The sequence below is a fragment of the Corynebacterium sp. NML120713 genome, assembly GCF_001875735.1.
GTDB lineage: Bacteria > Actinomycetota > Actinomycetes > Mycobacteriales > Mycobacteriaceae > Corynebacterium > Corynebacterium pseudogenitalium.
This window is the reverse complement of record NZ_MLCR01000024.1, coordinates 1-14,173: the sequence shown is the minus strand read 5'-3', so window position 1 is coordinate 14,173 and position 14,173 is coordinate 1. Positions and strand designations below refer to the sequence as shown.

Annotated in this window: 15 protein-coding genes and 1 pseudogene; 10 read left to right on the top strand and 6 right to left on the bottom strand. The window is 61.3% G+C overall.

Features of this window, described 5'->3' with window-relative positions:
• Nucleotides 1–125: 125 nt before the first annotated feature.
• The 3 genes from BJP06_RS10540 (at nucleotide 126) to BJP06_RS10530 (ending at nucleotide 1,724) form a co-directional block, all read left to right on the top strand.
• Complete coding sequence (locus tag BJP06_RS10540; protein WP_071573807.1) at nucleotides 126–605, top strand: hypothetical protein; 480 nt, start codon at nucleotides 126–128, stop codon at nucleotides 603–605.
• A 98-nt stretch (nucleotides 606–703) separates the two neighbouring features.
• Complete coding sequence (locus BJP06_RS10535) at nucleotides 704–1,195, top strand: hypothetical protein (RefSeq protein WP_071573806.1); 492 nt, start codon at nucleotides 704–706, stop codon at nucleotides 1,193–1,195.
• A gap of 70 nt (nucleotides 1,196–1,265) precedes the next feature.
• Complete coding sequence (locus BJP06_RS10530) at nucleotides 1,266–1,724, top strand: hypothetical protein (RefSeq protein WP_071573805.1); 459 nt, start codon at nucleotides 1,266–1,268, stop codon at nucleotides 1,722–1,724.
• Here the strand turns inward: BJP06_RS10530 and BJP06_RS10525 are convergent.
• A complete protein-coding gene (locus tag BJP06_RS10525; RefSeq protein WP_071573804.1) occupies nucleotides 1,721–2,242 on the bottom strand; it encodes a flavodoxin domain-containing protein in 522 nt (173 codons plus the stop codon). The genes BJP06_RS10530 and BJP06_RS10525 overlap by 4 nt on opposite strands.
• 39 nt (nucleotides 2,243–2,281) lie before the next feature.
• Between BJP06_RS10525 and BJP06_RS10520 the strand changes: the two genes are divergently transcribed.
• Nucleotides 2,282–2,701, top strand: a complete 420-nt coding sequence (locus BJP06_RS10520) for a YbaN family protein (protein ID WP_071573803.1) — start codon at nucleotides 2,282–2,284, stop codon at nucleotides 2,699–2,701.
• Here the strand turns inward: BJP06_RS10520 and BJP06_RS10515 are convergent.
• Together BJP06_RS10515 and BJP06_RS10510 are read right to left on the bottom strand one after the other, a co-directional pair.
• The gene (locus BJP06_RS10515) at nucleotides 2,682–4,400 is read right to left on the bottom strand and encodes a hypothetical protein (RefSeq protein WP_143110624.1); all 1,719 of its coding nucleotides are present in this window, start codon (nucleotides 4,398–4,400) and stop codon (nucleotides 2,682–2,684) included. The two genes, BJP06_RS10520 and BJP06_RS10515, sit on opposite strands and share 20 nt — an antisense overlap.
• A 28-nt stretch (nucleotides 4,401–4,428) precedes the next feature.
• Nucleotides 4,429–5,040, bottom strand: a complete 612-nt coding sequence (locus BJP06_RS10510) for a DUF3558 family protein (protein WP_071573801.1) — start codon at nucleotides 5,038–5,040, stop codon at nucleotides 4,429–4,431.
• 143 nt (nucleotides 5,041–5,183) lie between these two features.
• On the opposite strand from BJP06_RS10510, the gene panB reads away from it, so the two are divergent.
• Both panB and panC read left to right on the top strand, forming a co-directional pair.
• Nucleotides 5,184–5,987: a 3-methyl-2-oxobutanoate hydroxymethyltransferase gene (gene panB, locus BJP06_RS10505; RefSeq protein ID WP_071573800.1), complete on the top strand. Its 804-nt coding sequence runs from the start codon at nucleotides 5,184–5,186 to the stop codon at nucleotides 5,985–5,987.
• 11 nt (nucleotides 5,988–5,998) lie between these two features.
• Complete coding sequence (gene panC, locus BJP06_RS10500; protein ID WP_071573799.1) at nucleotides 5,999–6,823, top strand: pantoate--beta-alanine ligase; 825 nt, start codon at nucleotides 5,999–6,001, stop codon at nucleotides 6,821–6,823.
• A gap of 167 nt (nucleotides 6,824–6,990) precedes the next feature.
• Here the strand turns inward: panC and BJP06_RS10495 are convergent, their stop codons facing one another.
• The gene (locus tag BJP06_RS10495) at nucleotides 6,991–7,200 is read right to left on the bottom strand and encodes a MarR family transcriptional regulator (protein ID WP_071573798.1); all 210 of its coding nucleotides are present in this window, start codon (nucleotides 7,198–7,200) and stop codon (nucleotides 6,991–6,993) included.
• 355 nt (nucleotides 7,201–7,555) lie between these two features.
• Here BJP06_RS10495 and BJP06_RS10490 point away from each other — a divergent pair, with 355 nt between their 5' ends.
• From BJP06_RS10490 to BJP06_RS10475, 3 genes and pseudogenes are all read left to right on the top strand, one after another.
• Complete coding sequence (locus BJP06_RS10490) at nucleotides 7,556–9,274, top strand: DUF5635 domain-containing protein (RefSeq protein ID WP_071573797.1); 1,719 nt, start codon at nucleotides 7,556–7,558, stop codon at nucleotides 9,272–9,274.
• A gap of 130 nt (nucleotides 9,275–9,404) precedes the next feature.
• Nucleotides 9,405–9,935, top strand: a pseudogene (locus BJP06_RS11765) (hypothetical protein); the annotation flags it as partial.
• 67 nt (nucleotides 9,936–10,002) lie between these two features.
• Nucleotides 10,003–11,058, top strand: coding sequence for an NAD(P)-dependent alcohol dehydrogenase (locus BJP06_RS10475; RefSeq protein ID WP_071573794.1), 1,056 nt, complete (start codon nucleotides 10,003–10,005; stop codon nucleotides 11,056–11,058).
• 186 nt (nucleotides 11,059–11,244) lie between these two features.
• Here the strand turns inward: BJP06_RS10475 and BJP06_RS10470 are convergent, their stop codons facing one another.
• Nucleotides 11,245–12,042: a hypothetical protein gene (locus BJP06_RS10470; RefSeq protein ID WP_255365846.1), complete on the bottom strand. Its 798-nt coding sequence runs from the start codon at nucleotides 12,040–12,042 to the stop codon at nucleotides 11,245–11,247.
• Nucleotides 12,043–12,171: 129 nt separating this feature from the next.
• Entirely contained in the window at nucleotides 12,172–13,128 is a 957-nt protein-coding gene (locus BJP06_RS10465) for a diaminopimelate dehydrogenase (protein ID WP_070361687.1), read from the bottom strand.
• A 243-nt stretch (nucleotides 13,129–13,371) separates the two neighbouring features.
• On the opposite strand from BJP06_RS10465, the gene BJP06_RS12360 reads away from it, so the two are divergent.
• Nucleotides 13,372–14,173 (top strand): hypothetical protein (locus BJP06_RS12360; RefSeq protein WP_255365845.1); only part of this gene is annotated, 802 nt, incomplete at its 3' end.

The following is a 14,173-nucleotide window of genomic DNA, read 5'->3' as shown; positions in this document are numbered from 1 at the left end:
CCGGCCCTGCACGCATACCCGAAGTCATCAAACGCAAGCCCTAACCTAACTCCAGCCGCAAGAAACGATCGTTATCTCAAGAAGGCAAGAACTACACCACCAACGCTGTTGACTCGCTGCCCTCCGTGGTTGAGCCGCACGAGGCTCGCGCAGCTGCATACTGCCTGTCAATCATTGTGCCTACGCTCCTCGGCATCGTGGCGCTGGCCGTCTCCAGGCTTGCACCGGCTACGGATGCCGCGTCAAACAAGATGAGCTACCAGTATGGCCAGAAGTACTACACACTGAAGCTCGATTCTAAAAATATAAACGCCACCTTCCTGCAAAGTGAGGTCAAGAAGGACAAGACCTTGACTGCTCTTGCAAACAAGGCTCTCCCACGCGCCCAGCAGTCGTCCGAGCCCCGCGAGGCATTCGGCTCTTCGCACGGTAACGACGCAGCGCGCATGAACGACGCCCTGGCGATCCAGGCATGCCTGCAGGGCAAGGACTTCCAGTCCACACCGATGGACGAAGGAAAGAAAGCCGGCATCATCATCGGGTTCGTGCTTGGCATCTTTGGCCTGCTCGGGGGAATCGTGCAGCAGGCTGGACTGTTCCGCTAGACCCCTGCATCTCCCCCGCCTTGACAAATGATGAGGGGGGGGGGGGCTTGAATATACAAGAACCTTATTTCTTCCTGTCAACTAAAGGAGATCTCACTGTGAAGAAGTTCGCAACCGCAGCCGTAGCTGCAACCATGGCACTCGGCCTGGCGGCCCCTGCGGCCAAAGCGGCCGATACCGTCACTGTCACAAATACAATGGTCAACGGTAACTGTGTTATCAAAGTGCTTGACGGTGGGACTTTGACCTACAACCAGACGTTCACCCCTACCCAGGCAGAGGCCGAGCTGGCTGCAGATCCAGGGGACGGTTCTGAATTTGCTGACCGCCTCGGCTTCCTGTCCGGTATCGACGAAGGCTCCTGGAAGACCGCTAAGTGGGAATCCCGAAAAGCAATGAGCGCCTGCACCAAGAGCCGGAACTACAAGACCGACGGTATCACCGCGCTCTCCCTCAGAATGGACCGCACGGCACGTCTGGCTACTTTCTGGACGCTGACCGGCGTTGGCCTGCTCACAGGCATCGTTGCCCTCGCTCTACCAGCGCTGAAGCCAATGCTGCCAGCCAACATTGCAGCGATGCTGCCATAGGCACACGTTCCACCTGGAATGCTCGCCCCGCACCATGCGGGGCTTTCTCTCTACAAAAAGGAAAATACTCATGAAGAAGATCACCGCCACTATTGTCGCCGCCACTTTGGCTGCCTCCATGCTCGCGCCGACTGCCGATGCTGCGTCGAACACGATGAGCCACAAGAACTACCAGCCGCACTGCACGCTGAAGTTCGACAGCGCCAACATGACCAAGAACAACGGCACGCACACCCAGAACGAGGTCAAGATTTGGGTTGCACAGCAAGCGGATGCCAAGAAGCTGGCGGAGGCAGACCTGACCAAGCTGCAGCAGTCGTCGCAGGTCAGTGAGGCGTTTGGCTCCTCGACTGCTGAGGACACCGCAGCCATCAATGACGGCATGGCGCTCCAGGCATGCCTGCAGGGCAAGGATTTCAAGGCTGAGCCGATGGAAGACGGCACGAAAGCCGGCATCATTATCGGCGTCGTGTTCACGGTGCTGGCCGGTATCGCAGGCCTGGCAAAGCAGGCCGGTTTGATCCGCTAGCTGTTGTCGCGCATCCAGGCCTCGACGGGGGCGAGGCGGGTGAAGTCGACGCGGTCGACGTCCTTGTTATAGGTGTCGATCATCATGCGGTCGTTCGCGGACTTGCGCGGTTTGAGTCGCAAAGCGCCGACGACGCCCGCCATCGTGGCGGCGTGGGCGGCCGACAGCTCGGAGTAGTTCATGCGTCCGGGCAGATAGAAGCGCGTCACACTGTCCGCGCGGCTGCCCAAAAGTTTGGCAGAAAAGTCCTTATCGACGGCCACTTCGTCCAGGCTCATGCCGACGGTGACGAGGGAGACGGAGTGGGCGTCGAAAAGTGGGTCGGGGAGCTTGCGGATGAAGCTGGCGCCGGGGTTGTTCGGGCCGTGGATGGGGGCGAGGACCACGATGGGGCCTTCGGGGGTGAAGTCGGCGTCGGGGATGGGTTCGGCGGTAGTTCCGAGGCGTTTCGCGAGCTCATCGGCGTATTCCTTGGTGGAGCCGTAGAACGAGGCGTACAGGATAGTGCAGGCAGTCATACAATTATTGTTGCATGTTCCGACTAGAATGTGGCGACGATGCGATACGTGTACATGATTGTGGGGCTGGTGGCGCTCGCCCTGGGCGCGGTCGGCGTGTGGGTGCCGATCCTGCCCACGACGCCGTTTCTGCTGCTTGCGCTGGTGTGCTTCACGCGGAGCTCGCCAAGGCTGGAGCGCTACCTGCTGCGCCATGACACGTTCGGGCCATTCATTATTGACTACTACTCAGGACAGCTGACGCGGGCGCAGAAGCTGCGGATTCTGGGACTGCTGTGGTTGGGGATGGGCGCCTCCATATGGGTGGTGATAGTGGTGGTCGGGCTGTGGCCGGTGGCGTTGCTGCTCGCCGCGATCGGTGCCGGGGTGAGCGCGCACATCTGGCGGCTGCGGCCACGCCCCGAGCGCGCCGCCGAACTACGCCAGCGTGCTGGGCTGCCTACTGACCACGCACGTTGAACCCGATGACGCCGGGATTGACCAAGGGGGCGTCGCCAAGCAGGGCGTGGATGTTGCCCTCCCTCTCGACGGCACTGGTGACCGCTCTCGGGCGTTGCTTCTTGTCATCTTTGCCGCGGCCCTGCGACATTGGCGCACCCATGAAGCCGCCTCGCTGCCCTTGCTGACCTGCGGTGTTGGCGGCAGAACCTGTGGCACCCGCTGCACTGTTCTGGCCGCCGAAGCCACCTGTGGACCCGGCGCCTGGCCGTCCGGCGAAGCCTCCTGCGCCGCCGCCGGCGAGCCCCGCGTTGGAGCCAAAGCCTGAGGCTGTGGGTGAGCCTGCGCCTGCGCCTGCCGACGAGCCGAAGCCTGGCGCCTGCTGGTTCAGTGACCCGGCGCGATGGCGGCCACCACCGCCTGCGCCGCCCATTGGCATGCCACCGAATGCGCCTTGGCCTGCGCCTACGCCGGAGCCTGCTGCGGAGGCGGCGCCGGTCGTCGCACCGCTGAGCCCGCCTGCACCGGATGCGAGACCGCCGTGGAGGCCAGCGCCCGGCGCGACGTTCGCTGCCGGCGCGTTCAGCGCGCCTGGTGGAGGAAGCGTCGGGGCCTGCGCCGAGGCGACCTGGGTCGGGGTGGCGCCGGACGCGATGGCGTTGAGCATGTCCGGGTTCGGCTTCCCGAACTGCTGCAACACGTCCTGCGGACCACGCGCGTTCGCGAGATCCGTGTAGCCGTTGTTGGCAAAGATGCTGGCCAGTCCCGCTGGCATCGGTGCGTCCGCGAACTCGGGTGCTGTCGGCGCGGGTGGGCCGCTGATGGAGAAGTCGGAACCGGTGACATCGGTGAGGTCCGGAAGCAGCTTGACGAAGGTCGGGTTCGTCGCCGGCAGGTACGAGTTAACGTACATCGGGTAGGAACTGACGAAGGCCTCCTTCACGGCCTTCACCGCGGCCGGGGATACGGCCTCAGCTGCTATCGCCGCAGCTTGGGCTGCCGCCGCCATAAGTTGCGACGACGACGCCAACGCCGCCAACCCCGTGTTATTCCCAGCAAGCGCCGCCGAGTTGGCTGCGTACTCGGAACCCGCCGCCTGAATCAGCTGGAGACGCGCAATCGCCTGGGCGACGAACTCGGTCTCCGCCGAAGATTCGAGGGACGCAATGGCTGGGGCGATGGCCTCCACCATCTCGTAAATACGCTGCGCGTTCGACGTCCAATTCGACGCTAACCCCGACGGAATCGCTGTGTTCGTGGTCAAGATATTGCTCACCAGCGACTCGAAGCTCCCATCCGTCGACGCATACACCGCACTGTTGCTGAACGGCTGCGTCTTGTAACTCTTCGCAACCGCGGCCGCCGACGACATCCCCAGATTTGAACCCAACCCGCTCAACCCAGGCGTTCCACTAAGCCCGACCGCGTTCACAATCCCCGCAATCGAATCGTCCGCCATCACCGTATTGTCCAGGCAGACCTTCAACACCTTTGCCGACGACTTCACATTCCCCGTGAACGCGTCCGTCGCAAGCGGAGCGTGCTCCGAGTAGATCGCCCCGTGCTTCTCCCCTGCCTCGCGGAGGCCGGAGACGGCGGAGAAGGTAGCTCCTCCACCGACTGCACGGCCGCCAATAGCCCGATTTCCGCCTTGAGCTACTGCCAACAGATCCCGTACAGCAGAATTAACGTCATCAACTTCAATCAATATTTTTGTCATTTTTCCCCCTAAAAATGGTGACTAGTTTCTAACTTTGCAATAAATACAGTGATTCAAGAGCCTCGATAGCAATTTGGCAATGTTCATCGAATGAGACGTTCTCATGAACTGTATTAAAGAAAGCTCCAATGGCGCCTCGCTCCGTATCTATCTGCGCAATACACACGTGGAGAGATGAATAATCAATCCCGTCGTTATAGACATAAATTTCTGGCAACACCTCAGACTGGAACTCAGGGAGCAGCGTTCTCGCCGATCGCGCGAACTCTTCATTACCGTCAACGCTCAAGAGCTCGACGCTGCTGAACGCGTCGCCCTTAGCAAATGAACATGCCGAAGTGCCGTACATGGAGTCAATCTCCCCGTCCGTGCTCCGCTTGATTTCCCCGGTGAAGCCCGCGCGGCGGAATTCCTCTTCGGTGATGTCGTTGCAGGGATCGAAGTAGTCCTCGGGTGCGAGGGTGAATGGGTCGAAGTCGCCGATGGGGACGGTACCGGATTCGAAGACGAAGGCTTTTTGACCAGCAGAATCTGAGGGAGGGGCGTTGGAGGGGGCGGAGGGGGCGTCGATAAGAGTGGTGCTGGAGCAGCCAGCGAGAAGTGTGGCGGCGAGTAGTGGTGCCAAGGTATAGGTGCGCAAAGTGTCCCCCCGTTTTTCAAAGTGTTTCTACACAACCTAGTGCATTTCGCACGATTGTAAAGGGTTTTGTGTACACCATGGTGGACATCCGGTTTTCGCTAACCGCCAACAAACCACCACGCGCCGTCCTAATATAAGGCGGTATGAAACGCCTTCGTACTCGTTACTTCGCCCAGGCCAAGGCTGAGGGCCGCAAATTTACGGCCCTGACCAGCTACGACACCATGACCGCCCAACTTTTCGACGAGGCCGACATCGACTTCCTGCTCGTCGGAGATTCGGCGGCCAACGTGGTGCTCGGCCACACCACTACCCTGCCGATTACGCTCGACGAGATGATCACGTTCGCCGCCGCCGTCGTGCGCTCGACGCAGCGCACGTTTGTGGTGGTTGACCTGCCGTTCGGCACGTATGAGGAGTCGCCGTCGCAGGCGCTCGCCGCGGCGGTCCGCGTGATGAAGGAGACCGGGGCGCAGGCAGTGAAGCTGGAGGGCGGCGTCGAGATGGCGCCGACGATCAAAACGCTTGTCGACGCCGGCATTCCCGTCTGCGGGCACATCGGGTTCACGCCGCAATCCGAGCACGCGCTCGGCGGCTACGTTGTCCAAGGTCGCGGTGACGCGGCCCAGCAACTACTTGACGACGCCACCGCCGTCGCAAACGCGGGCGCGTTCGCGGTCGTTTTGGAGATGGTGCCTTCGGAGATCGCGACGCGGGTCACACAGGAGGTTCCGATCCCGACCATCGGCATCGGCGCAGGTAACGGCACTGACGGGCAGATCTTGGTGTGGCAGGACGCGTTCGGGTTCCGCGCCGGCGGGAAAACGCCGCGGTTTGTGCGTCAGTACGCGGACCTGGGCGCGCAGCTGCTGGAGGGCGCGCAGAGGTACCGGGAAGACGTCGAAAAGGGAGACTTCCCTGCTGCTGCCGAATCGTTCGAGGACTAAGGAAGGCCACCATGCGAGTCATTACCACTGTTGAAGAGCTCCGCGCGGCACGCGCCGAAGCGACCGGGACCGTCGGGCTGGTGCCGACGATGGGCGCCCTGCACTCGGGGCACGGCACGCTGATTGAGCGAGCCCGGGGAGAGGTCGATACGCTGATTACCAGCGTGTTCCTCAACCCACTGCAGTTCACCGATCTCGGCGACACCGACGATTACCGCAACTACCCACGCGATATTGAGGCCGACTCAACGTTTTGCGAAGGCCTCGGCGTGGACATCGTGTTCGCGCCCAGCGTCGAGGAAATGTACCCGGGCGGGGTGCCGCAGATCTGGGTCCGCACCGGCGAGATGGGCACCGTCCTGGAAGGCGCGTCGCGGCCGGGGCACTTCGACGGCGTAGCGACCGTCGTGAACAAGCTGTTCAACCTGGCCAAACCGGACGTCGCTTACTTCGGGCAGAAGGACGCGCAGCAGGTCGCGGTGCTGCGCCGGATGGTTCGCGACCTGAACCACGACGTGGAGATCCGCACCCTGCCCATCGCGCGCGCCGCGGACGGCCTGGCGCAGTCTTCCCGCAACGTGCGCCTCTCCGAGGCGGGGCGTTCGCAGGCGTTGGCGCTGTCGCGTTCACTGCGGACGCTGCAGGAGCAGGGCGAGGCGGGCGCGTTGGACGTGGATGCCGTGCGCGCGGAGCTCGCGGCTTCGGAGGGCGTGACGCTGGACTACCTGGTGGTCGTCGATCCGGATACGTTGCAGCCGACGTCCGAGCCCGGCCTGGCGCTCGTTGCGGCGACGGTGGACGGCGTGCGGCTCATTGATAACGCGCTGTTGGGGTAGGCTGCGGCTGCTGGTTCGGTGTTTTCGAGGGTGGCAGGTGTGGTGAAAAGCTTGCTCGGGATTTTGTGAACAGAATTGCAGTTGATGTCCACCCCAGCGGGAAAACAGTTCTTCCAGGACCACAAGGATTAGGGGCATGATGCTTATCGACGCCGCGTTGTCCGCATCTACTCGTCTTGTTCACCAGAAAGCGCGTAGCGCTGGTTCTTCGCGTTCCAGTGCTTTTCTGTGAACGTAATGATGCCTTGCTGCTCCATTGCCTTCAGGGTCGGGGTTATTTGACCGTAACTCATGCCAGTGTGCTCGACGATTTCGCGTTTGGACAGTGGCTGTCCGGCGGCGTGGAGCGCTTTGCGGGGACGCAGAGAGAGTTTCACCGATGCTCTTTGGCAGGCCGCGCGAGGCATCTTTTGCTTCGATTTTGTAGGTGTCGTTGCCTATGCCTCGCAGAGTGTTGATGGTGGTTTTGATAGCGGTTTCGCTCACGTATAGAAGCAAAACTCAAAATATAAATCAGAATCGCACTCAAAACCCGCAGGTTAAAGACCTATCTCACTATGTGAGAGCTATTCTGGACGCCGATCGCACTGCTGATCGGGGGCGTCTTCGGTACGGTGGCGCTGCCAGCGCTCGCCGGATGTGAGTGCCTAATCGTCCAAGGTTTCCCCGAAACGCAGAAACCTTGGTAGATTAGACATATCTATTCAAACAATCGCAGGTCGGAGGGGTCGTATGCAGCCCGGCTTTCACCCCCTTCGGCAAGATTTGGCTGAACAGGTCGACGCAATTCTGGCGACGGCGGCGGACGGACGCGTCCATAGGACGACCGAAACCCAGGATGTCGACTTCAAGGAGGAAGCTGGGCGTCGCAACGGGCCTGAGATCGAGCCCGGCCAGCTCCGGAACCCGATGGCGGCCACCAAACTCGCTGACGAAGTCGCCTGCATGGCCAACACCCCCGGTGGCGGCGCGCTCATCGTCGGCGTTGAGGACAAAACGGGCCGCATTATTGGGACGGAGTTGGACGTCGATTGGCTGCGGCAAGAGTTTTACCAGCGTGTGCAAGTTGCCCCTTCCATCGAAGAACGAGTAGTTGAAGGGCAACGGCTGCTCATCCTTTTTGTGGCAGCGTCCCAACAGCCCGTCCCCAACACGAGCGACCAGTTGCGCTGGCGCATCGGCGACTCGTACAAGCCGGTGGACCTTTCCGAATGGTGGGAGTACCAGCGCTCGCAAATGAATATCGACCCGATGGCGCAGGCCTCCGACCTCGGCGTTGGCGACGTCCGGCCACGTGCGCTTGAGATTGTTCGGCGTCAACAAGAAGCCTTCCGCGAGCTCACCGACGAGGAACTATTACGTGGACTCGGGGCACTCGACGCGAACAATAACCTCACCCAAGCAGGCGTCACGCTCTTCGCCGCCGCCCCGCGCGCGGTACTCGAACTCACAATTTTCGACGTCCACGGTGGCAACGTGCTGAATCGTGTCAGTGGCAACGCGGGGACGTCGGCACTTGAACAACTTGAGGATATCGAGCGGGCGCTGCACATCGTGAACAAGAACAACACGATCGTGTCCGGGTTCGTGCACCAACCGATTCCACAGATCCCACACAGCGCCGTGCGTGAAGCCCTGCTCAACGCGATGATTCACCGCGACTGGAACCGGCAAGAACCAGTCGACGTCCGCTGGATCGAACTCGACAGCACGCTCATCGTGCGCAGCCCCGGCCCATTCATGCCCGCCATCTCTGCGGCAAACGTGCTCAGCAACAGGGAAGCCCGCTACCCCGCCCTCGCCGACCTCTACCGCGCCATCGGACTCGTAGACAAGCAAGGCGTCGGCGTCGACCGTATGTACCAATCCATGATCATGCTCGGCCACCGGCCCCCGGAGATCATCGAGGTGCCCGGGCCGTACATCGAAACGACGCTCGTGGGCGGGCAGCCTGAGCTGCCCGTACTGGACCTCGTTTCACGCATCGTGCCGACGCCCCGCCAGCGCGACACACGCATCGCCATCATCCTGTACCTCCTGTTCAACCACCCTTTCATCACCCGCCGAAGCGTTGCCGAAGCACTGCAGTCCACGGAAGAAGCCGCCGAACTGGCCCTGACCGCGGCGCACCAAACGACGGTCAATGGCGAACCGCTGATCCGCAAGCATGGGGACGCGTGGCTCCTCAACGAGACGAGCCGCGCGGTGCTCCGCGATCACGAATCCCCCACCGCGCGGCCTGCCTGGTACCTCGGTACCGATCCGGAGAACGCCCGCAAAGTTGTCATGCAATGGCTCTCCGCATTCGGCGAAATCCGCACCACGGACCTCGTCGAACTTTGCGACATCTCCCGTTCCACGGCCACCAACCTCATCAGCGGATGGGAAGACGACGGACTACTCGTCGCCGTGGGAGGAGGGCGCTCCCGCAGGTATCGCAAGGGCGAGTAGGGCCTTTGCGGGTGCTGTGGGTTCTGTGCGTTCCGGGGTGGCAGGTGTGATGAAAAGCTTGCTCGGGATTTTGTGAACAGAATTGCACTAGCCTTCGTGCCCGGGCAACAGTCTTGACAAATGCTGAGGGGGTGGCGCTGATGGCCGCATTCATGGCGCAACCTCCTCGTTGGTGGATTGCAACCGTGCGGGCATCCTGCTCATTGAGATCGCGACTAGGCCGATCAGGGGCGCCGGTGAGCGCGCCCCTGAGGTAGCCCGCGCCTACGTGACGGCGTTGCGTGAGCTTGTCGACGCCGACGCGCTCGATCTCATCATTGAAACTGTTGAGGCGGGCACCAGCCCGGACGAGGCCCGCTCCTGGTGGGTTTCCTACCTGACGGGTAAGGCCAACGAGGCTGGTGTCTAGCTCACTGCCTTGGGCATCACGCCGCCGCAGGTCGCCCGCGTGGTGGAGTTGGTCAAGGAAGGCAAGCTGACCACCAAGCTGGCCCGCCAGGCCGTCGATGATGCCTTGGCCGCTCATCCGGACATCGTGGAGAAGTACAAGGCCGACAACAAGAAGGTTACCGGTGCCATCGTGGGCGTGGTCATGAAGGCCAACCAGGGCAAGGCTGACCCGGGGCAAGTCAACAAGCTGATTGCAAAGAAGCTCTCCTAGCGATCAGTCTAGTTGGAAAACGTTTCCATTATGCGAGGTCAGGCGGCTGCGGGGTACCGTAATCGCCATGACTATTTCTACTAAAGCTCTGCAGAAGACTGGCCCCGACGAACCGTTTAAAGTCGTCACCATCCAGCGCCGCGACCCGCGCGCCGACGACGTAGTTATCGATATTAAGGCAGCCGGCATCTGCCACTCGGATATTCACACTATCCGCAACGAGTGGGGCGAGGCGCACTTCCCGCTGACTGTTGGCCATGAGATCGCAGGTGTGGTCTCCGCCGTCGGGGAGAGCGTGACGAAGTTCAAAGTGGGGGATCGCGTCGGTGTCGGGTGCCTCGTCAATTCCTGCGGTGAATGCGAGCAGTGCCAGGCAGGCATGGAGCAGAACTGCCTCAACGGTGCCGTGGGCACCTACAATTCCGAAGACGTTGATGGCTCGATTACCCAGGGTGGCTACGCGGAAAAGGTCGTAGTGAACCAGGACTTTGTCCTTCGCATCCCGGATACGCTCGATTTCGACATCGCAGCACCACTGTTGTGCGCGGGTATTACGACGTACTCGCCACTGGCACGCTGGGATGTCAAGGAGGGCCAAAAGGTAGCCGTTGTGGGCCTCGGCGGTTTGGGCCACATGGGCGTGCAGATCGCTGCTGCCAAGGGTGCTGATGTCACCGTGGTCTCTAGAACCTCTCGCAAGGCCGATGAAGCCAAGGAGCTCGGCGCGTCCCGTACCTTAGCAACGACGGAAGAAGAGGACTTTTTCAAGAAGCACCGCGGTGAGTTTGATCTAATTTTGTCTACCATCTCCGCAGAGTATGACCTCGAGGCTTACCTCGGCATGCTCAAACCGCGCGGCATCATGTCTGTCGTGGGCCTTCCGCCGGAGGCGCTGTCGCTGCGTCTCAACCGCCTTGTGGGTGGCGGCAAGGTATTGACCGGAAACAACATTGGTGGCATCGCGGAGACCCAAGAAATGCTGGACTTCTGTGCCGAGCATGGGCTTGGTGCGGTCATTGAGAAGGTCAGCGTTGACGAGGTGGACGCTGCCTACGATCGCGTTGTCGCGGGCGACGTAAAGTTCCGCTTCGTTATCGATACCACGACGTTTGCCGAGCACTAAGGGGACCTTCGCCGGGTACTAGAGGGCTTGAATATACAAGAACCTTATTTTCCCCTGTCACCCACCAGTCATCGAAAATGTCTCCTTTCGAGCGTGCCGCGGCATTCTGGACTCCGCTAGCCGTGGGCATCGTTGCTCTCCTGGGCGCGGTCGCGTTGCCAGCGCTCACGCCGATGCTGCCGGAAATTACCACGCCACCGACGAGCCCGCCGGGACCTCCCAATGCTTCGGAACCATGTTCCTGATCTCGTTCGGAGTCTGCGGCGGCAACATGTCAACGACCTTGCGGCCACCGCCCGGCTTCGGCATCACCGAGGTATCGACGGCGCGCTGCGCATCGACCGTGTTCGCATGCGCATCACCGTACGTGAGCACCGCGACCGCGAACCCGGCACCGTAACTAACCGTCCCGGTGGAGCTGCAACGGTCGTCGGCCCAGCCGAACTTCGTGCCCTGGACACCGGGCAGTCTCGAGGTGCCGTAGTTCTGCGGGAAGCCATCGGCAGCGACGGGTGCCGCGTGCGCCATGCCGCGCAGCAGCGGCGCGGCCACCGGATCATGCCGGATGGCCTGCACAAACCTCGCGACGTCCACCGCCGACGTACTCGCCACTCCCCAGTTCCCACGCCGTTGAGTAGCGCTCAATTTGAAGTCGCGCGCGATCGCGTCAATCGCCTGTGGGTACGCAGCATCCAGCGTGCCCGCAATGCCATCGTTCGAGGTGCGCACCATCTCCTCCACCAGCGCCTTATGCCGCGGCACCCCGTGGTACAGCACCCAATAGCCCAGGTAGAGCTTGCTCAGGCTCAGGGCCGGCCGCGCCTCCCACCCATTTCTCGACGCCTCCACTCCCCCACCCGCATGCACCACAGCCACCGCGGACCGGGGCGAAGCGGCGTCGCCACGCACGGAGATCGCCGAAGCACTCGGCGCTGCCAAGATTGCGAGCACGAACGCCACAAACAGGGCAATGAACTTCTTCACAGGGGGCTCCTGAAAATGCTATTTCCAGGAAGTGTAGCCAGAAGAGTCAGAAAAATGTGAACAGATCTGCATATGCAAATCTGTTCACAAAATCTCTAAGGGCCTTTTGCGGTACCTTCTACCCGTGAGTTAGACGTCTCGGGCGATCAGGTCGTCGAGAGCGACCGGGGAGAGCAGGTACGGCGGGACCTCCAACACCGTGAACGCGCCCGACTTGCCATCCTCCGCGAGGCGGGCAGCCGCGCGCGCGTACGCGACGGCGACGGCGCCGGTGAAGTCGGGGTTGCTGGAAAGTTCCAGGGTGTACTCGACAAGCTGGTGGTTCTCGCCGACGCCACCAGTGGTGATCACGTGACCGCCGTGCGGCATGCCGGAATGCTCGCGGACGAAGGTGGCGTCGTCAATAAAGTTGACCTCGACCTCGTAGCCGACGAAGTAGTCCGGCATCGTGCGGATGGTGTGCTCGATGGCGGCCGTGTCGGCGCCATCCTCCGGCACGATGTAAACGACGCGCTTGTGGGCGGACTTGCCGTCGAGACCCTCGGTCTCGCCACGGCGCGCGCGATCCAACGCATCCGGCGCAGGAATCGTGTACTGCACACCCTTCGCGACGCCCTCAATCCTGCGCACCGCATCCGAGTGACCCTGCGACAGGCCCGGGCCCCAGAACGTGTGCTGCTGCGCATTCGGCAGAATTGCCTCCGCCATCGCGCGGTTCAACGAGAACATGCCCGGGTCCCAACCAGTGGAAACGATGGACACCGTGTTGTGCTCGCGCGCGACCTCATCCATCGCCTTGCGGTGACGTGGGATGTCACGGTGATTATCGTAGGTGTCCACGGTAGGCACGTACTTCGCGAACTCCGGCGCCTGCTCCGGAATATCCGTCGCCGAACCCAGGCACAGAATCGCGACGTCGATTTCGTCCTTGTACTGGCCAAACTCCGCCACCGGCAACACGCGGGTGTCCGTGTCCAGCTTGCTGCGGCGCGAGAAGATCGCCGACAACTCCATATCCGGCTGCAGCTTCACCAGCTGCTCCACGCTCTTGCCCAAGTTTCCATAGCCGACAATGCCAACACGCATAATGCGCCTCCCTTTCCTCGTGGCCCTTTGGGCTCGTGGCTTCTGGGCTGTTTGCCCATAAATTACGGGCCTACTTTACTCGCACATCGGCTGTGAGGGAATGCGCACGACGGGTTGGTGGCAGGTTGGTGGCTTGCTGGTGGCTTGCTGGTGGCTTGGTCACAGGGAGCGAGTGCCAAAGGACGCAATTTCCCCTAGGTGGCAGGCTGGTTGTGGGCCAAAACCCGAAGGAGGTCCACACTCATGTCCCCGCACGATATTCCCCCGCTGATACCAAACCCACCACGCAAGGATTGGGCAGACTACAACACCAACCCCGACCCCGACAAGACTCGTAAGCGTCGGCGTGCAAGCATGCCATCTGCACGCGATGTGCTGGCGTTGCCGACTGTAACCCTTGCACCCGGTGCCACGCTTTCCGATAGTGAGTTGGTCATGCCGGATGCTGCGGCAGTCGTGTTTATCCCCAACACTGAAGATCGCGGGATTATCACTTATAGCGATACCCAGAAACAACAGATGGTCAGGATCTATCAGCAGCTTCCCCATGGGGCAAAGGGGATATGGCTTGACCGTCAAGGAATCTATTACTCCAAGGTGCTCAGATGGTCGAAGCGGTTTGATCTTGGCACGTTTACCCAGCAACAACGCGCCGCAGTCTATACCGGGGCAACCACACCAGTACCGGTGGTGTTAGACGCTGAAGCAATCATCTCACTTGTCCACCAGTATGTTGCCGCCCCGCATGGGACAAAGCAGGCACTGCTTGATAAGCACGGCATCGTCAAAGACACGATGCGCCGATGGATCGATAAAGTCGCAAACGGCACGATTGCCCACTACACGCATACAAGAAAGGTAGAACCCATGAACACACCTAAGACCACCAACAACGACATGGTCACCATGTCGCGTAAGGAATACAACGCGCTACGCCGCGAGCTTGATCGAACACGCAAAGAGCTCAAGCTGTGGAAGGACACCAGTGATGTGCTGGGAAAAGCTATAGCGTCTCTGCCAGAAAACACTGGCGGGGACTCAAACG

Bases quoted from the DNA above. Each gene is read 5' to 3' on its own strand.
- BJP06_RS10490 (WP_071573797.1), top strand. From the start codon at position 7,556: ATGCAGCCCGGCTTTCACCCCCTTCGGCAAGATTTGGCTGAACAGGTC.
- BJP06_RS10520 (WP_071573803.1), top strand. From the start codon at position 2,282: ATGCGATACGTGTACATGATTGTGGGGCTGGTGGCGCTCGCCCTGGGC.
- BJP06_RS10515 (WP_143110624.1), bottom strand. From the start codon at position 4,400: ATGACAAAAATATTGATTGAAGTTGATGACGTTAATTCTGCTGTACGG.
- BJP06_RS10525 (WP_071573804.1), bottom strand. From the start codon at position 2,242: ATGACTGCCTGCACTATCCTGTACGCCTCGTTCTACGGCTCCACCAAG.
- BJP06_RS10475 (WP_071573794.1), top strand. From the start codon at position 10,003: ATGACTATTTCTACTAAAGCTCTGCAGAAGACTGGCCCCGACGAACCG.
- panC (WP_071573799.1), top strand. From the start codon at position 5,999: ATGCGAGTCATTACCACTGTTGAAGAGCTCCGCGCGGCACGCGCCGAA.
- BJP06_RS10465 (WP_070361687.1), bottom strand. From the start codon at position 13,128: ATGCGTGTTGGCATTGTCGGCTATGGAAACTTGGGCAAGAGCGTGGAG.
- BJP06_RS10530 (WP_071573805.1), top strand. From the start codon at position 1,266: ATGAAGAAGATCACCGCCACTATTGTCGCCGCCACTTTGGCTGCCTCC.
- panB (WP_071573800.1), top strand. From the start codon at position 5,184: ATGAAACGCCTTCGTACTCGTTACTTCGCCCAGGCCAAGGCTGAGGGC.